This is a genomic window from Hymenobacter glacieicola (genome assembly GCF_014640315.1).
Classification (GTDB): domain Bacteria; phylum Bacteroidota; class Bacteroidia; order Cytophagales; family Hymenobacteraceae; genus Hymenobacter; species Hymenobacter glacieicola.
On sequence record NZ_BMGS01000001.1, the window covers coordinates 355,780 to 374,071 of the forward strand.

16 protein-coding genes are annotated in these 18,292 nt (G+C 55.7%); 14 read left to right on the plus strand and 2 right to left on the minus strand.

The features are described 5' to 3' along the window. Positions 1 to 7 precede the first annotated feature (7 nt). The 13 genes from secY (at position 8) to IEW18_RS01600 (ending at position 12,546) form a co-directional block, all read left to right on the plus strand. Positions 8 to 1,324: a preprotein translocase subunit SecY gene (secY, locus tag IEW18_RS01540; RefSeq protein ID WP_188556048.1), complete on the plus strand. Its 1,317-nt coding sequence runs from the start codon at positions 8 to 10 to the stop codon at positions 1,322 to 1,324. 1 nt (position 1,325) lies between these two features. Continuing rightward, on the plus strand, positions 1,326 to 2,096 hold the full coding sequence (gene map / locus IEW18_RS01545; RefSeq protein WP_188556049.1) for a type I methionyl aminopeptidase: 771 nt from the start codon (positions 1,326 to 1,328) through the stop codon (positions 2,094 to 2,096). A gap of 4 nt (positions 2,097 to 2,100) precedes the next feature. Next, entirely contained in the window at positions 2,101 to 2,319 is a 219-nt protein-coding gene (gene infA / locus IEW18_RS01550) for a translation initiation factor IF-1 (protein ID WP_022822146.1), read from the plus strand. Between the two features lie 9 nt (positions 2,320 to 2,328). Continuing rightward, a complete protein-coding gene (rpmJ, locus tag IEW18_RS01555; protein ID WP_044003233.1) occupies positions 2,329 to 2,445 on the plus strand; it encodes a 50S ribosomal protein L36 in 117 nt (38 codons plus the stop codon). A gap of 26 nt (positions 2,446 to 2,471) precedes the next feature. Beyond that, positions 2,472 to 2,849 carry a 30S ribosomal protein S13 gene (rpsM, locus tag IEW18_RS01560; RefSeq protein ID WP_045688471.1) on the plus strand — a complete coding sequence of 126 codons (378 nt, stop codon included), beginning with the start codon at positions 2,472 to 2,474 and terminating at the stop codon, positions 2,847 to 2,849. Between the two features lie 79 nt (positions 2,850 to 2,928). Continuing rightward, positions 2,929 to 3,321 carry a 30S ribosomal protein S11 gene (rpsK, locus tag IEW18_RS01565; RefSeq protein ID WP_110977283.1) on the plus strand — a complete coding sequence of 131 codons (393 nt, stop codon included), beginning with the start codon at positions 2,929 to 2,931 and terminating at the stop codon, positions 3,319 to 3,321. A 129-nt stretch (positions 3,322 to 3,450) separates the two neighbouring features. Beyond that, positions 3,451 to 4,056 carry a 30S ribosomal protein S4 gene (rpsD, locus tag IEW18_RS01570; RefSeq protein ID WP_188556050.1) on the plus strand — a complete coding sequence of 202 codons (606 nt, stop codon included), beginning with the start codon at positions 3,451 to 3,453 and terminating at the stop codon, positions 4,054 to 4,056. Positions 4,057 to 4,204: 148 nt separating this feature from the next. Continuing rightward, entirely contained in the window at positions 4,205 to 5,194 is a 990-nt protein-coding gene (locus IEW18_RS01575; protein WP_188556051.1) for a DNA-directed RNA polymerase subunit alpha, read from the plus strand. Between the two features lie 219 nt (positions 5,195 to 5,413). Continuing rightward, positions 5,414 to 5,995, plus strand: a complete 582-nt coding sequence (gene rplQ / locus IEW18_RS01580) for a 50S ribosomal protein L17 (protein WP_188556052.1) — start codon at positions 5,414 to 5,416, stop codon at positions 5,993 to 5,995. Positions 5,996 to 6,288: 293 nt separating this feature from the next. After that, positions 6,289 to 7,560, plus strand: a complete 1,272-nt coding sequence (gene eno, locus IEW18_RS01585) for a phosphopyruvate hydratase (protein ID WP_188556053.1) — start codon at positions 6,289 to 6,291, stop codon at positions 7,558 to 7,560. Between the two features lie 377 nt (positions 7,561 to 7,937). Then, positions 7,938 to 11,597, plus strand: coding sequence for a CARDB domain-containing protein (locus IEW18_RS01590; RefSeq protein WP_188556054.1), 3,660 nt, complete (start codon positions 7,938 to 7,940; stop codon positions 11,595 to 11,597). Between the two features lie 131 nt (positions 11,598 to 11,728). Continuing rightward, positions 11,729 to 12,049, plus strand: coding sequence for an FtsB family cell division protein (locus tag IEW18_RS01595; protein ID WP_188556055.1), 321 nt, complete (start codon positions 11,729 to 11,731; stop codon positions 12,047 to 12,049). A gap of 38 nt (positions 12,050 to 12,087) precedes the next feature. Next, positions 12,088 to 12,546 carry a hypothetical protein gene (locus IEW18_RS01600; protein WP_188556056.1) on the plus strand — a complete coding sequence of 153 codons (459 nt, stop codon included), beginning with the start codon at positions 12,088 to 12,090 and terminating at the stop codon, positions 12,544 to 12,546. An 87-nt stretch (positions 12,547 to 12,633) separates the two neighbouring features. Here IEW18_RS01600 and IEW18_RS01605 read toward each other — a convergent pair whose 3' ends face one another. Both IEW18_RS01605 and hscA read right to left on the minus strand, forming a co-directional pair. After that, on the minus strand, positions 12,634 to 13,842 hold the full coding sequence (locus IEW18_RS01605) for an anhydro-N-acetylmuramic acid kinase (protein WP_188556057.1): 1,209 nt from the start codon (positions 13,840 to 13,842) through the stop codon (positions 12,634 to 12,636). A gap of 247 nt (positions 13,843 to 14,089) precedes the next feature. Next, complete coding sequence (gene hscA / locus IEW18_RS01610) at positions 14,090 to 15,949, minus strand: Fe-S protein assembly chaperone HscA (protein WP_188556058.1); 1,860 nt, start codon at positions 15,947 to 15,949, stop codon at positions 14,090 to 14,092. 1,023 nt (positions 15,950 to 16,972) lie between these two features. Between hscA and IEW18_RS01615 the strand changes: the two genes are divergently transcribed. After that, positions 16,973 to 17,860 carry a murein L,D-transpeptidase catalytic domain family protein gene (locus IEW18_RS01615; RefSeq protein ID WP_188556059.1) on the plus strand — a complete coding sequence of 296 codons (888 nt, stop codon included), beginning with the start codon at positions 16,973 to 16,975 and terminating at the stop codon, positions 17,858 to 17,860. Positions 17,861 to 18,292: the final 432 nt, after the last annotated feature.

The window sequence follows — 18,292 nt, forward strand, 5'->3', positions numbered from 1 at the left end:
AGAAGCAATGAAAAAACTTATCGAGTCGATAAAGGAAGTTTTCAAAATTGAAGATCTGCGTACGCGGATCTTCAATACGCTTTTTTTCATTGCCATCTACCGGCTGGGTTCTTATGTGGTGCTCCCCGGCGTCGATCCGACTCGGCTAACTCAAGGAGGCGCTACCGGAGTACTGGGTATCTTGGATACTCTGCTCGGGGGCGCCTTCAGTCATGCGTCGATTTTCGCGCTGGGCATCATGCCTTACATCTCGGCGTCAATCGTTCTGCAACTGCTGACGATTGCCGTGCCTTACTTCCAGAAATTGCAGAAGGAAGGCGAGTCGGGACGTAAGAAGATCAACCAGTACACGCGCATTCTTACTATCCCCATCGTAGCCTTACAGTCAGTAGGCTTCATTGCTACGATCAATGCAGAGGCCATCGTAAACCCCGGTGCCTTCTTTACTGTCTCCACAGCCATAATCGTGACGGCAGGTACGCTGTTTTGCATGTGGTTGGGGGAGAAAATCACCGATAAGGGAATTGGCAACGGTATTTCTATGATCATTATGATCGGGATTGTATCGCGGCTACCTGGTGCTCTGATTGGTGAAGCTACGGCTCGCACCATGCGGGGTTCACTGATTTTCCTAATCGAGCTTGTCGTGCTGTTTTTGGTGGTTATGGCGGTTATTATCCTCACGCAGGCTGTACGTCAAATCCCTGTTCAGTATGCCAAGCAAGTGGGGGGTGCTGCTACGCTTAGCTCGCAACGCCAGTACATTCCGATGAAAGTGAATGCAGCCGGTGTAATGCCGATCATCTTTGCTCAGTCGTTGATGTTCGTGCCTGCTATTGCTGCTTCCGCTTGGAACAAGAATAGTGACACGGCTACTCTCATTGGGACGTGGTTCCAGCCAAACCATTGGGTATACAACGTGGTGTTTGGTTTACTCATCATCATCTTCACGTATTTCTACACGGCTATCAGCGTTAACCCCAATCAGATTGCGGATGACCTGAAGCGCAGCGGTGGTTTCATTCCGGGAGTTAAGCCCGGTCGTGATACTTCGGAATATATTGATGAGGTATTGACTCGGATTACGTTACCCGGTGCTGTGGCGCTGGCAGTTATTGCTATTTTGCCTTCGCTGGCTACGGTAGCAGGTGTAACTCGTCCTTTTGCTCAGTTCTACGGCGGTACTTCCCTTATCATCATGGTGGGCGTAGTACTAGATACCATGAACCAGGTGAAGAGCTACCTCCTCATGCGTCATTATGATGGTATGATGAAGACCGGTAAGGTTCGGGGCCGCTCGCAAAATATCGCCCTCGCTTCGTAAGATGATTTTTTACAAAACCGAGGAAGAAATCGAGTTCATGCGGGCCAGCGCGAAAGTGCTAGCTCAGGCCCACGGAGAAGTGGCCAGCATGATTCGGGAAGGAATTACGACACGCGAATTAGATCAACGCGCGGAAGAATTCATCCGGGACCATGGTGGACATCCTTCTTTCAAAGGGTATAATGGATTTGAGTACAGCCTTTGCATCTCGCCCAACTCGGTGGTGGTGCACGGTTTTCCGAGTGACTACACGCTAAAAAGCGGAGACGTCGTTTCGATTGACTGTGGGGTGTTGCTCAATGGATATCATGCTGACAGTGCCTACACCTACCCAGTAGGGGAGGTAGCACCAGAAGTAACCAAGTTGTTGGAGGAAACCAAAAAGTCATTGTACCTCGGTATCGAGCAGGCAGTGGCTGGTAACCGGATGGGTGACGTTAGCTATGCAATTCAGAGCCACGTTGAGAAGCAAGGCTATGGCGTAGTACGAGAACTAGTCGGTCATGGTATTGGCAAGAAGCTGCACGAGCGGCCTGATGTTCCAAACTACGGTAAACGTGGCTCGGGACTAAAGCTGCAGACGGGCTTGGTTTTAGCTATTGAACCAATGGTGAACCTGGGTACGAAAAGCATAATTCAGGAAAAAGACGGCTGGACCATCCGAACCAAGGATTTAAAGCCATCTGCCCATTTCGAGCATACCGTGGTTGTTCGCAAAGACAAGGCGGAAATACTTACCTCCTTCGAATACATAGAAAAAGCCTTACAGTAGCCTTATGGCCAAACAAACTTCCATTGAGCAGGACGGTGTTATCCTGGAAGCCTTATCCAATGCCATGTTCCGCGTGGAGCTGGAGAACGGTCACCAGCTAATTGCCCACATCTCGGGCAAGATGCGGATGCACTACATCAAGATTCTGCCGGGAGATAAGGTAAAGTTGGAAATGTCGCCCTACGATTTGTCGAAGGGACGAATTGTGTACCGTTACAAATAACCCGACGACATGAAAGTCAAAACCTCGGTTAAAAAGCGTAGCGTTGATTGCAAAATCATCCGCCGCAAAGGCAAGCTCTACGTGATCAACAAAAAGAACCCGCGCTATAAGCAGCGTCAGGGCTAGTAGCACCAGACTTTTTAAGAAAGCACATGGCTCGTATTGCAGGGGTAGACATCCCAGACAACAAGCGCGGCGAAATCGCGCTGACCTACATTTTCGGCATTGGCCGTCCTTCTGCCCAGCAGATCCTCACCAAAGCAGGCGTTGACCTGAACAAGAAGGTGAAAGATTGGACTGAAGCAGAGGCGGGTGAAATCCGCGGCGTGATTGCCGCCGAGTATAAGACCGAAGGTGTGCTGCGCTCAGAAGTGCAGTTGAACATTAAGCGCCTGATGGACATCGGTTGCTACCGGGGTCTGCGTCACCGCAAAGGTCTGCCGGTTCGTGGTCAGCGCACCAAGAACAACTCCCGTACCCGCAAGGGCAAGCGGAAGACCGTTGCTGGCAAGAAAAAGGCTACTAAATAATCTGTAGCGGGAATCGAAGCCCAGCTTCTCTTGTTAGAGGCGGGCTTCAACACCTTCCGCAGTATTTCGCGATAACCAAATGGCACAAAAAAGAAAAGACAAAGCCAAGAAGCGCGTTGTCGTTGTAGAACCCGTAGGTCAGGTACACATCAAGGCCTCGTTCAACAACATCATCATCTCCATCACCAACAACAATGGCCAGGTAATTTCCTGGGCTTCGGCTGGTAAGATGGGCTTCCGGGGTTCTAAGAAGAACACCCCCTACGCAGCTCAGATGGCTGCTACGGATTGCGGCAAAGTTGCGCATGACCTTGGTCTGCGCAAGGCTGAAGTATTCGTGAAGGGTCCGGGCGCTGGCCGTGAGTCGGCTATTCGTACGCTGGGTAACGTGGGTATTGAAGTGACGACCATCAAGGACGTGACGCCGCTGCCCCACAATGGCTGCCGTCCTCCCAAACGTCGTCGCGTTTAATTACTTGGACAGGCTGGCGTAAGCTTGCCACCGGTGTCGGGTTTCTGATGCGCCTTTACTCCCCTGCAAGGAGCGCCTCTGAGGCCCGACACGCGCAGTTCAACCCCCACTCAACTCAACAAACCTGAAATGGCACGTTATACTGGTCCTAAAACCAAGATTGCCCGTCGCTTCAATGAGCCGATCTTCGGCCCAAGCAAGGCACTCACCAAGAAAGCATACCCCCCCGGCCAGCACGGCCGTGGTCGTCGTAAGAAGCAGAGCGAGTACGCTGTCCAGCTGATGGAGAAGCAGAAAGTGAAGTACATGTACGGCATCCTGGAAAAGCAGTTCGAAAACCTGTTCCACAAAGCAGCTACCCTGCCCGGCATCACCGGTGACAACCTGCTGGCTTTGCTGGAGTCGCGGCTAGACAACACGGTATACCGTCTGGGCATTGCCCCTACCCGCCGTGCTGCTCGTCAGCTCGTTCTGCACAAGCACATCACCGTGAACGGAGAGGTAGTAAACATTGCCTCCTACCGTCTGCGCGCTGGCGACGTAGTTGCCGTGCGTGAAAAATCTAAGTCGCTGGAGGCTATCACGACGAGCCTGAGCGCCCGCAACGCCCGTGCTTTCTCGTGGCTGGAGTGGGATGGCAAGGAACTGGTGGGCAAGTTCATCAGCGCCCCTTCGCGCGAACTGATTCCGGAGAAAATCACGGAACAGCTCATCGTCGAGTTGTACTCGAAGTAATTACTGGAACGGCCCGGCAGTCCGGGCCGTTTCTCTGCTTCGACTTTTTTCCTTGTTATAACTGGAACTGGGTAGCAGGCGGTAAGAAATTAGGCTATTTTGGCCGCGTTCTTACTGCCTGCTATTCACTACTTCAAACGCCCCACTTATGTCAATCTTAGCTTTTCAAATGCCGGAGAAGGTAGTAATGGAGAAATCCGACGACTTCTACGGAACGTTTGAATTCAAACCGCTGGAGAAAGGCTACGGCGTCACGATCGGCAACGCTCTGCGCCGCATCCTGCTGTCGTCGCTGGAGGGCTATGCCATCACGTCGGTTCGCACCAACAGCGTACTGCACGAGTTCATGACCATTGAAGGGGTGATTGAGGACATGTCCGAAATCATTCTGAACCTAAAGCAGGTTCGCTTCAAGAAAGTGAGCGACGCCATCGAGGACAAAATCACGGTGCGCGTTAAAGGTCAGGACACGTTCTCGGCTGGTGACATCAACAAGTTCACCAACGGTTTCCAGGTATTGAACCCGGACCTGGTTATCTGCAACGTGGACCCCAGCGTAGAACTAGAGTTTGAATTCACGATTCAGAAAGGCCGTGGCTACGTTCCCGCTGAGGAAAACAAACCCGCCGACCAGGTTTTCGGTCAAATTGCCATTGATGCCATTTTCACGCCCATCAAAAACGTGAAGTATAGCATCGAAAACACCCGGGTAGAACAGAAGACTGACTACGAGAAGCTCCTTATCGAGATTCACACCGACGGTTCTATTCACCCAGAGGACGCCCTGAAAGGTGCGGCCAACATCCTGATTCAACACTTCATGCTGTTCTCCGACAGCACCATGACCTTCGAAACGGCGAAAGCTGAAGAAGAGGAGACCGTGGACGAGGAAACGCTGCACATGCGCAAGGTGCTGAAGACGCCCCTGGCGGATATGGACCTGAGTGTGCGCGCCTACAACTGCCTCAAAGCCGCCGATATCAAAACCCTCGGCGACTTGGTGCAACTCGACATGGCGGACATGATGAAGTTCCGCAACTTCGGTAAGAAGTCGCTGACGGAGCTGGAAAACCTTGTTGAAGAGAAAGGTCTGACTTTTGGGATGGACCTAGGTAAGTATAAGCTCGACGAAGAATAGGCTTACTCTTAGTGAGAATGCGCTGACAGTGAGAAATGTGCGATACGCATATTTTCACTGCAGCGCATTTTTCATGTCGGCATATTTCCTACCTTTGCACTCCATTTTCACACATTCATAACCAGTGAGCCCCAAGGGACGACGGTTCTAATGTGAAGAACTCAGTACTTGTTCTTCCGCCGTGGTCGTCGTTCGCAAGCTCACACTTTTTTTCATTTTATGCGTCACGGTAAAACCATCAACCACCTCGGCCGGACGGCCTCGCACCGCAATGCCATGCTTTCGAACATGGCCTCGTCGCTGATCCTGCACAAGCGTATCACGACTACGGTTGCTAAAGCCAAAGCACTGCGCAAGTTTGTAGAGCCCCTGCTCACCAAGTCGAAAAACGACACTACGCACTCGCGTCGTCTGGTATTCTCGGTTCTGGAGAATAAGGAGACTTTGAAAGAGCTGTTTGGCACGGTTGCTTCGAAAATTGCTACCCGTCCCGGTGGTTACACCCGCATTATCAAGCTGAGCGATGTTCGTTTGGGTGACAACGCCGAGATGTGCATCATTGAGCTGGTTGACTTTAACGAAACCCTGCTGGAAGCAAAAACCGCCGGCGAAGCCAAAGCTGCTGCTCCCACTACCCGTCGTTCGCGCAGCAAGAAGAAGGCTGACGCTCCTGCCGCCGGTGAAGCTGTTGCTCCCGCTGCTGTAGTTGAAACGGCTGCTCCGGCTGACACTGCTACTACCACGGTACAGGAAGGCGAAACCCGCGACGAAGCTAAGGCCGACGAGGAAGCCGCTTCGTAAGCTTGGCTTAACTTCATTTAAAAGGGATGCTCCTACCAGAGCATCCCTTTTTGGTTTTATAGCCTAAGATAAGTACACGGTGGAGGTAGCCCAGTTTCCTCGTACCAACTACCCTTGCTGTTCGGTTGCTAGAGTTTCGGGAGTGGCTGGAAGGGTAGGAGTGTTAAGCAGAAAGCTTTTCAGGATGGCGAAATTCTGGCGATAAAAGGTCGGGGCTAATATTTACCTTGCGGCGCAATGGCCGGACAGGCTGTTGCTCACATTGATCTTCTTTCCATTCAACCCATTTCCTCATGAGCATTATCACCGAAATTCACGCTCGTCAGATTTTCGACTCCCGCGGCAACCCAACCATTGAGGTGGATGTAACTACCGAAAGCGGTACCGTCGGCCGTGCCGCCGTGCCCTCCGGCGCTTCGACTGGTAAGCACGAAGCTGTGGAGTTGCGCGACAACGACCAGTCGAAGTACATGGGCAAGGGCGTGCTGCAAGCGGTGGAAAACGTGAACAGCAAAATTGCGGAAGAGCTGATTGGCTTCTCGGTATTCGAGCAGGGCTTGCTTGACAAGATCATGCTGGAGCTGGACGGCACGCCGAACAAAGCCAATCTGGGCGCCAATGCTATTCTGGGTGCTTCGCTGGCTATTGCCCGGGCAGCAGCTTCTGAGGCAGGTATGCCGTTATACCGGTACGTAGGCGGCGTAAACGCAACTACACTGCCCGTGCCGATGATGAACATCCTGAATGGCGGTTCGCACGCTGACAACAGCATCGATTTCCAGGAGTTCATGATTATGCCGGTAGGCGCTCCTTCCTTCTCGGAAGCACTGCGCTGGGGCACTGAAATCTTCCACCACCTCAAAAATGTGCTCAAAAAGCAAGGTCTGAGCACGAACGTGGGCGATGAAGGCGGTTTTGCGCCGAACATCAAGTCGAACGAGGATGCTATTAAAGTAGTGTTGCAGGCTATTGAAACGGCAGGCTACAAGCCCGGCGACGACGTGATGATTGCCATGGACGCCGCGGCGTCGGAGTTCTACTCCGATGGGCACTATCACTTCAAGAAGAGCACGGGCGACAAGCTGACTTCTTCGGAAATGGTGGCTTATTGGACCGATTGGACCAAGAAGTACCCCATCATTAGCATTGAAGATGGTATGGACGAGGACGACTGGACAGGCTGGAAAAACCTGACTGACAGCATTGGCTCTACTACCCAGCTGGTGGGCGACGACCTGTTCGTGACCAACGTAAACCGCCTGCAGCGCGGCATTGATGAGAAGATTGCCAACGCCATTCTCATCAAGGTCAACCAGATTGGTACGCTTTCCGAAACGATTGACGCCATCAACCTGGGCCGCCGCCACGGCTACAAGAGCATCATGTCGCACCGTTCGGGCGAAACGGAGGACAACACGATTTCTGACTTGGCTGTAGCCTTGAATACGGGTCAGATCAAGACGGGCTCAGCCTCGCGCTCCGACCGAATGTCGAAATACAACCAGTTGTTGCGCATTGAGGAAGAGCTGGGCGAGACGGCCTACTTCCCCGGTCGGAAGATGTAATTGATTCTTGTTAGATAGTACTTTAGAAAGCCGCCGGATGCACTTGCATTCGGCGGCTTTCTTCTATATTTGACTGCCTTAAGCTATTCGCTACCAAGCGCTACTCTGCTATACTTTACTGGGTGAGCTACGAATGAAGTGCAAAAAGGTCCTCTCGACTACCCTAAGCAATACTACCATACAAATACCACCGGCAAGTGTCCCTCTCTATTGTTCTGACAGGTTCCTGACCTAAATGTAGTGTAGGTAAACCCCATCCAGCTACTACTCTCTATCATCCCTGATTCTCCATCAGGGGCTATTTACCAAGCGCTCCATCTTACACTGCCACGCCATCGGCGCCGGGCTTTCTTTGCTTTTCACATTCTAGTTACTCTATGATGCAACTCTATTCTCGTTTTCAGCAGTATCTGATCGGCCGGCGCCTCGGCTTGCTGGCGCTCCTGCTCTGGTGGGGACCACTAGCGGCTACGGCCCAAACCTTCTTGATGCCGGCTAGTGGCGCGACCAGCTATACTACCTGCAGCGGTACGCTGTACGATGACGGTGGCCCCAACGGGGCATACTCCGCCTACGCCAACGGCACCGTAACGCTGACCCCGGCCGTAGCGGGCAACAAAATCAAGCTGGACTTTTCCTCCATGTACGTGGAGTCGAGCTACGACCGGCTCACGATTTACGACGGCGCCAGCACGAGTGCTCCCGTTATCGGCACCTTCGATTACAACCCGGGCACAGTGTACGCTACCACCAGCAGTGGCTCGCTGACACTCCGTTTTACTAGCGACAGCTACGGGCAGTACAGCGGGTTTGCCGCCAACATATCCTGCGTTACGACCGTGCCGCAGGCCGATCTGGCCGTGCAGGCTGCCGCTGTGCAGCCCTTGGCGGCTGTGGCTGGCGGTACCCTGCAACTGAGCTGCTCGGTGTATAACCTGGCCTCGGCTGGTGCCGTGAGCAGCACTGTGGGCTATTACCTTTCCACGGATGCTACCCTGGATGCTGCCGACCAACTGCTGAGCAGTTCCCAGGGCGGACCGCTGCCCTCCGGGCAAAGCTCCTACCGGTCGGCTTCGGCTACTTTGTCTAGCAACATTACGGCCGGCAATTACTACGTGCTGTTCGTAGCCGACCACCTAAACACGGTATCGGAAAGCAACGAAGCTAACAACGTAGCGGCTGTTTCGTTGAATATTCTGCCGCCTTCCGTAGACCTGCTGATTCAGCAAGCAGCCGTAAACAACACGACCACGGCCCCGGGCAGCGTGTTGAACCTCTCGTGTTCCATCCAAAACCAGGGCAATGCCATTGCTTCGAACAGCAGCGTCGGCTATTACCTGTCCAGTAACACTACCCTGGATGCCGCCGACCAACTGCTGACCTCTTCTTTCGGTAGCCAGCTTTCCCCTGGCTACCCCCAGTACCGGAGTTCCTCCACCAACCTGCCTGCCAACACTTTGCCGGGCAACTACTACATCCTGTTCGTGGCCGACTACCAAGGTGTCGTTACGGAAAGCAACGAAACCAACAACGTATCGGCAGTTGCCCTTACGGTAGTGCCCCCCAGCCTGGACCTAGTTGTTAACCAGGCCCAGTTAAGCCAGACTACCCCGGTAGCCGGCGCCTACATCAACTTCAGCTCCTACGTTTACAACCAAGGCAATACCGGGGCGCAAACTTCCGGGCAGGGGGTGTACTTGTCGTCGGATGCGGTGTGGAGTGCCAATGACGTGTCGCTGACGACTAGCCAGGTGCCCGCTTTGGCGGGCAGCCAGGGCTACTCGCTGTACGGAGCCTTTACGCTCCCGGCACCGCTGGCAGCGGGCACCTACTACGTGCTGTTTGTGGCCGACCACCTCAACCAGGTAGCGGAAACCAACGAAACCAACAACGTGCGGGCAGTGGCTATGCAGGTGGTGATACCCACCATCGACCTGACCATGCAGCAACCCTACCTAGGCAACACCAACGTAGCGCCTGGCAACGTATTCACGGTGAGTAGCTACATTACCAACACCGGCAACGCGGTGGCCACCAACGCAACGGTTGGTTACTACCTGTCCAGCAACACTGTGCTCGATGCCAATGACGTCCTGATTGGGAACAGTCCCGGCGGCAGCTTGAGCGGCAACGCATCCAGCAACCGGTACGCCTCGCTCACGGTACCCGCCAATACGGCCGTGGGTACGTACTACCTGCTCTTCGTGGCCGATTACCTGAACCAGGAGACGGAGACCAACGAAACCAACAACGTAGCTTCCGCTACTCTGCGCATTGTGCCGGCGGGAGTCGACTTAATCGTCAGCCAGACCTCGTTGTCGCGGACTGTTGGGGCTCCTGGCACGGGCGTAAGCGCTTATTCTACCGTTGTTAACCAAGGAACCACTGCGGCCAGCATTAGCGGCGTTGGCTTTTACCTGTCGACGGATGCGGTGTTTAGCTCGAACGATGTGTTGCTGGGCTCCGCACCGGGCGGGTATTTGCCGGCTAATGACTATTCCGGCCGCTCCAGCTTCCTCACTATTCCAGCCACTACTACGGCAGGCAGCTATTACCTGCTCTTCGTAGCTGACCACCTGAGCCAGGAAACGGAAACCAATGAGACCAACAACGTGGCCTCGGTTACTTTCACGGTTTCGGCGCCCTTCAGCGGCATCATGGTACCGCAATACGGCACGAACAGCATGACCGCCTGCAGCGGCACTATCTTCGACAACGGCGGTACGGGGAACTACGCCAACAACTCCAACGGCTCCCTGACCATCAATCCGGGTACTAACGGCGGGCGGGTGCAGCTAACGTTCAGCTACCTCAACCTGGAAACCTGCTGCGACCGGCTGATCGTGTATGATGGCCCCACCACCAGCTCACCCATGCTGGGATACTACAGCAGCAATCCGGGTACGGTGGTTGCCTCCACGGCTCCCACTAACCCGACTGGAGCCCTAACCGTGGCTTTCCTCAGCGACGGTAGCTACACTTCAGATGGCTTCGAGGCTACCCTAACCTGCGTGGGCGGTACTACCGGCCCCGTTGATCTGGTACCGCAGCAGCCTACTGTAACGCCCACGGCAGCCACCGCCGGTGGTACCATTGTGCTGAGCACCGTAGTGAACAACACGGGTACCGGCGTAGCCGGAAGCAGCGCCGTGGGGTACTACCTCTCCACAGATAACGCCTTTAGCACCAACGATGTGTCGTTGGGGGCCACTGGTGGGGTTGCTATCAGCGGCGGGCAAAGTGCCACGCGCGGGCTGTCAGTAACCATTCCGGCCACCACCGCCACCGGGCAGTACTTCGTGCTGCACGTGGTAGATCCGCAGAACGCAGTAGCGGAAACCAACGAAACCAACAACGTAACCAGCTCCGCTGTGAGCGTAGGCGCGGCCCGCCCCGATTTGGTGATTCTGCAGCCAGCTCTGCAGAACACCAGCATTGTGGCTGGCAACAATTTAGGTATCAGTTGCCTACTCGCTAACCAGGGTTCAGCCGCCGCTGGATCCAGCACAACGGGCTATTACCTGTCGACGGACAATGTACTGAGTAGCAACGACGTACTGCTGGGTACGGCAGCGGCCGGTGGTATGGTGGCGGGCAGTGCTACGCCTTCCCTGGCGCTGGTACTTATTCCGGCCGGTACTGCAACCGGCAACTACCACGTGCTGTTCGTAGCCGACCAGGCATCGGCCGTAACGGAGGCCAGCGAAACCAACAACGTAGTGTCGGTGCCTCTGAGCGTGACTATTGTGCAAAGTGCCTACGACGAGCAACTACAGAGCTTCACCCTCCAGGTGTATCCTAACCCGGTGGGAGCAGACGCGCAGCTGCGCGTTAAGCTAAGCGGCACGCCAAACGGCAAAACAGCCCAGGCCACGCTGGTAAACGCCATCGGGCAGGAAGTGGCCCGGCGCGACGTGCCGCTGACCGGCGCACTGGCGCCAGTTACCTTCGACACTCGCCAGTTAAACCGGGGTGTTTACCTGCTGCGTCTGAGCGGAGCCGGCCTGCACGCTACCCGCCGAATAGTAATAGAGTAGCACTAAAGCTGACTACTTAGTTCGAAAACGCCCACCCAACAGTACGTTGGGTGGGCGTTTGGCTTGGGGCCAGAAATAGGGGGCAGCAGCTGGGCGTTCAATCGGCCACGTTTGTTCAGTATATTTGAGCTATGGGCTTCTCTGATATTCTTGAGCGGGTGCCGCGCTTTCTGCGCAGCTTTTACTTTCTGGCGGGCCTGAGCTTCCTGGTTTGGATGTTCCTGTTCGATGCCAACGACTTCATGAAGCAGTACGACATGTACGCTAAGTGGCAGGAGCTGCAAAACGACAAGGAGTACTACCTACGGGAAATCGACAAGGTAAAGAAAGACCGGGCTGAGCTGCTGAGCAGTCCGGAGCTGCTGGAGAAATTTGCCCGCGAGAAATACATCATGAAGCGCCCGGGCGAAGACGTATTCGTGCTGGTTCCTCAAGCCAAGGAACCGGAATAGGTAGGAGTTGTGGCGTGGTAGTTGCCGCGGGCCAGAGAATGAAGAACTCTCGGATCGGAACCGTTGCGTTGCGCTGGGCGCTACTGCTTGTGTTGGCGCTGGCGTGTCCGCTGCTGGCTACATCAGGCCAAACTCCGCCCTCGCAGGTGCAAGTGGCCCGGCAGTTTCTGCTAGCCATGGTGCGGGGCGAGTGGGCCGCCGCCTACCAGTGGCTGGCGCCCGAAACCCGGCACGACCTTTCCATAGAGCAATTTCGTACGGCTGCCCAACCCTTCCTCGTCCAGAGCCAGCACTACGGGCCGGTTATCGACCTTTACAAACTGGGCTACCGGCTGCGCGGAGAAGAAACGCCCCAGCCTTTCGTGGCTTTTTCCTTCCGGGCCGATACGCTCCGCCGCCTACCTCACTACCAGCTGGACGTTACCTTCCGCGACTCCACCACCCGCCAGGTGCAGGGGTTCGGGCTGGTCCCGTTACTGCCGGTCAGCGGCCGGTAGGGTCGGCTGTTATTGAGCTCTGAACAAGCGCTGGTAGGCTTACTAGCCTGAGCCGCCGCCGGTGTATAGCCAAAAGCTGCCGCTACACTACCCCGGCAATGAAATCTTGCCCATGCTAACGGCTGGCACCCGCTGGCGCCCCGCCCCCAAGCTTACGGGCTGCCCGGCCACGGCCTCATTCGCCAGCACTGCAAACAGAATTGCTTCCTTGGCATCTGGCAACATGCCCAGCGCCTGCGTGGTAGCCAGGCGGCAGCCGGGCAAGTGGCGCTGCAAGGCGGCCTGCAGTATGGGGTTGTGCGCCCCGCCGCCGCTCATGTACACTGCCAGTTCCGGCCGGGAACCAAACGCCTGAATAGCCGCGCGAGCAACTCCCAGGGCGCTGAATTCCGTGAGGGTCGCCAGCGTGTCTTCCAGGCTCAGGGCAGCAGTAGCAGTTTGCTCTTGGGCTTGGTGCAGGTAGGCGGGGCTAAACAGCTCCGGGCCGGTGGTTTTAGGCACCGGGGCCCTGAAAAAAGGATGATCCAGCAAGGCGGCTAATAGGCCTTCGTGCACGTGCCCGGCCGCGGCCAAACGTCCGTCTTCATCGTAGGTCATGGTGGGGCGCTGGGCCCGCACGGTAGCATCGAGTAGGGTGTTGCCGGGGCCGGTATCGGTGCTGAAGGCCGTGCTGGCATCCTGGCTGGCGCGGGGTAGGTAGGTAAAGTTGGCAATGCCGCCCAGGTTCAGTAGCAGCCTTTCCTCAGTGGCGCTACTCAGTAGCAGGTAGTCGCCGTAAGCCGCTAGGGGGGCGCCTTCGCCGCCGCCAGCAATGTGCTTCTGCCGAAAGTCGCTGAGCGTGATAATGCCCGTCAGTACGGCCACATGGTCGCCGTCGCCAAGCTGCAACGTGGCATTCAGCGGGAAGTCGGGGCGTTGGTGCTGGTGCTGGGGGGCATGGTAAATGGTTTGGCCGTGGCTGGCTATCAGATCCACGGCGTCCGGGGGCACTTGCCACTCTCGTAGGCAATCCAGCACCAAGCGGGCGTGCAGGCGGCCTAGCCACGGGTTTAGCAAGGTCAGGTGCTCCAAGCTAACCTGATCCCGCGCAAACACCTCCCGGATGCGTCCGCGTACCTCATCCGAGTACGGCACCGTCCTGAATTGCTCCAGCTCCAGCCGGGTACCCGGCCCGTGCCCCTGCACCCGACAGAGCGCTACGTCCAGCCCATCCAGGGAAGTCCCCGACATTAGCCCAATGATGCGGCGACTTGGCTGCTGAGCAAGGTGGGCAAGACGAGCGAGGTAGGAATTCATATGACAACAGAATGAGTTTGTACTATCTACTACCGGCCAGTAGGTGCTAAAACAATTTTTATACTTCCTATTACTGAAAAGTAGATGAGGGCCAAGCTCGCTTGGTGCTAAAGGTAGAGGTTAAATAACGCAAAAATGCCCCACTGTGAACCAGTAGGGCATTTTTCTGATCAACAAGCTGTGGTATGTATTAGGCGCAGTACTTAGATAAGTAGCACCGATAAACCAGGAGCACTTAAGCTATGGCTTATTCTATCTTTTTGCCGGCCATGGCCTGGCTGATGGAAATGTTCATGACCCGCTCGGCGAAGGGACGGGTGAGTTCCTCGAGCTCATCCACGGCCTTTAGAATCGTGTCTTTGTCCTGAGTCGTGAGGGCGGCCTTTAGCTGCTCTACCCCGGCATGGGTCTGCGTGGTTTCCTCCGGGGTAAGGTGCTGCCCGTTCTTAGCCACGAAGCGTTCCACTTGGTAGAGCATCTGTTCGGCCACGGTGCGGGCCTCAATCACCATGCGGGCAGCAATGTCCTCGCGGGCGTGCGTCATGGAGTCCATCAGCATCTGCTCCACCTGCTCGTCGGTGAGGCCGTACTGGGGCTTGATTTCCACGGCCTGCCGGGTGTTGGAGCGCAATTCAATGGCCTCTACCTTCAAAATGCCGTCGGCGTTCAGAATGAAGTTAACATCCACCTTGGGCAAACCAGCGGGCATGGCCGGAATGCCGCGCAGGTCGAACTCGGCCAGCTTGCGGTTTTCCTTAACCAAGTCCCGCTCGCCCTGATACACGGAAATCTTCAGGTTTACTTGCCCGTCCACGGAGGTAGTGTACTGGCGGCCGGCCTTGGTCGGAATCTTGGAGTTGCGCGGAATAATGGGGTCCATCAGGCCGCCCAAGGTTTCAATGCCCAGCGTGAGCGGGGTCACGTCCAGTAGCAGCACGTCACGGCGGTTGCCGCCCAAGATGTCGGCCTGGATGGCCGCGCCCAAGGCTACTACCTCGTCGGGGTTCAGGGAGTTGTTGGCCGGCTGCTGGAAAAACTCCGATACGGCATCGTACACCAGCGGCACGCGGGTTGAGCCACCCACCAGCAGCACGGCGTCCAGATCCGCGGGCGTCAGCTTGGCATCGGCCAGAGCTTGGCGGCAGGACGTAATAGTGCGCTCCACCAGGGGGCGGATCAGGTCATTGAACTCCGGTTTGGTGAGGCGCAGCACCACGTCATTGAAGTTAGCCGCGAAGTCCTCGTGCTGGCTGAGGTAGCGCTTGGCGGCTTCGGCCAGCAAACGTAGCTCCTGCTGCAGCGAGCCGCTAGCGGCCACCGCCTGGGCCAACTGGTGCTGCTGCGTCCAGTGGTTGATGATGGCACGGTCCAGGTCGTCGCCGCCCAGGTACGTGTCGCCGTTGGTGCTTAGCACCTCAAAAATACCCTGCTGAATGCGCAGGATGCTTACGTCGAAGGTGCCGCCGCCTAGGTCGTACACGGCTACCGTCTTTTCCTCATCCGGCGAAAGGCCAATGCCGTAGGCCAGCGCCGCTGCCGTGGGCTCGTTCACGATGCGCAGCACTTCCAGGCCGGCAAGGCGGCCGGCGTCGCGGGTGGCCTGGCGCTGGGAGTCGTTGAAGTAGGCAGGAACCGTAATAACGGCCTTGTTGACCGGGGTTTTCAGGGCGTGTTCCGCGCGCTGGCGCAACTCTTTCAGAATCTCGGCCGACAGCTCAATGGGGGAGTAAAACGTGTCGCCCACCCGAATCTTGACCAGCCCTTCCGAGTTGTCGTCGATAACCTTGTAGCCGAGTTCCTGGGCGTGCTGCCCCAAGTCCTGGTACGACTTGCCCAACAGGCGCTTCACGGAGTAAATCGTGTTTTGCGGCTCGGTAAGCAAATATTCTTTGGCATCAGTGCCCACAATGGGCGTATCGCCGCCCCCGGGGAAGTGCACCACCGACGGCACAATGGTGCCGCGGCCCTGGTCGTTGATGGCCACGGGGTGGCGCCCATCCGGGTGAATGTAGGCCACCAGGGAGTTCGTCGTGCCCAGATCGATGCCGACAATAATTTCTTCCTGCTGAATGCTCCCGGTAGAGAGGTTGATTGCAACTTTGGCCATAAGCAAAAGGCGCGTTGCGGCGCGCCGGAGAAGTGCGAATACGTGAGGGGTGGCTCCTATAACCGGCCCGCGCCCTGAAAGGCACAAAAGTACGGAACAAAAGCACGGAAAGCAGGCGCCGGTCAGCAGGCGGGAAGTAGCAACGGGTTAGGATACGCCTCACAAACCGCTCAGGACTGGCAGGTTCTCAGACAAGACAGAGGAAATAGTACTGCTTCTACCTCATGCCTGTGATTGAGCCTTTGAGAATAGTAGAATAGTTGTATAAGATTCTGGTTATTTAAATCCGCTGCCCAGCTCAAGATCGTAGGCCGAATAGTATCACTTTCCTATGTCTGCGCTGCGCCTCCTGGCTTAGGCATTTGCTCTTTTTGTGCAACCTAACTGAGTTGGCTGCCAGCAAGTGAAGATTGCGTGACCATTGCTACTTCGGCATTAGTTGTGCTCTGATAAAGTATTCCTTTCGCTGGAAAGCGTGAAAGGAAGAGTTGCGTATTCCCGGTCTTCTTTTACTACTGACGAAATATGAATAAACTCCTCTCTTATTTGTTCCTCCGGTGTAGTCAGTAGCCTTAAGGCCTTACTGTAGGAGTAGTGGGCTTCGGCTGACAACTCGTGGCTTCACGTGGGAGCTGGCTGCTGATCTGACTGAAAAATGCAAGAGCCAATGTCGCTTCGGGGCGGCTGCCGGTCCTGTAGCTTTTAGAAGTACAGCCTATTGAATAACACCCGTAACAAAGCTAATTGGCCGGTTTACCCATGACTGGCCAGTTGGCTATTGCGGGTGGATAGCCGGGCCCTGGGTGAGTTCGGCTATCTTTTTTTACTGTTGAAGCAGGGAGCCAGCATACACCGCTGGCTCCCTGCTTCAGTTTCAGGCCAGCACTAAAGTGGGCCGCTGACCGAAGCCATACGCGTAACCAATCAGCGAGGCGCGCAGAAAATGGGCAGTTTGCTGGGCGCTTGGCTTGTATGCCGCGGTATAAATGCGGATTTTTCGGGCTTCTTATCCTGTTTGCCTCCGTGAAGAAGCTGCCTCCTTGCCGTACCACTCTGGGCCTGCCTCCGCTGTGGGGTCGGCTGCGGCACTACCTACTATTGGTAATGCTGAATGGGGTAGGGGCGGGGTGCCAGTCATCGGTGGGAGAGGCCGCCATGGCGCGCCCGCCTGCCGCTGCCCCGGGGGCGCTGGCTCCGGCTGCCGCTGATTCCGCCCGGGCCGTAGTGCCCGATTCATTGCAGCTGACTCCTCTAGCTCCTTTGCCAAGGCTGTCCGATTCATTGCGCCGAGCCGTGCACACCTTGCACGCCCGTTTGGGGCCCGCGGCTCAGGAACTGCGCCTCGAAGTGTTGGAAAGAGCGTGCGTGGGATACCTAAACTTGCGCCAGAAAGGCGTGGTGCACCGAGCGGGGGTGCTAACGGTGGCCGATATGGACCTGCCTTCGTCCAAGCAACGCCTGTGGGTGCTGGATCTGACAGCTGGGCGGGTACTTCATCTGAGTCACGTTGCTCACGGTCGGGGCTCGGGCCGGCTGCGGGCCCGGCGTTTCTCCAACGTCATGAAATCGGCTTGCACTGCCCTAGGCTTCTACCGCACTCAAGACACCTACCAAGGCCGGCATGGACTTTCCCGTCGGCTGCGGGGACTTGATACCAACCAAAACGACAACGCCTTACGCCGGTACGTGGTGCTGCACGCCGCCGATTACGTCAGCCGGGAGTATGTAGCTCAGAACGGGCAGGTTGGCTACAGCCGTGGCTGCCCGGCGCTACCCCCAGACCAGTATCGGGCTATTATTCACACGGTAGGCGAGGGCAGTTGTCTGTACCTAAGCGGCCCCGGCGCTAGCTCCGCGTGGCTAAATGAAACCTCGGCTGCACAACGTTTGGCAGCGCACGGCTGGAAGTAGCCTCATCACCCCTGTAAGCAAGCGCAACAGTAGTAATTTTACGGTTGAGCTTGTTGCAGCATTTAGATTATTTATTGAGCATTTCTTACCCATGTTGCTACCTCAATTGCTAGCTGGGACCATAAAAGCCAATAAGCTATAAAGGTCAAACAGCTGATAATCATACTTATATGTAATTATTTATAAGTAAAGTTAAAATAATAATACAAATAAGTAAAAATATGAATTTTCTGTTTTGACCGTGGGACATTCATATTTCACCGGGCAATTCCTATGGTTCGGCTAAAAGGCGGTGCACAATTGAAAATATGGGGGGCAAACCCAGTAGTTTTGAGTAGCATAATGGGAAATAAGTTCCCAATATGAGTGCTGATAGGTATGTTGTCTCGCTTGCTGCCGGTACGAAGCTGAAAATAGTTGTTGCGATGTAAA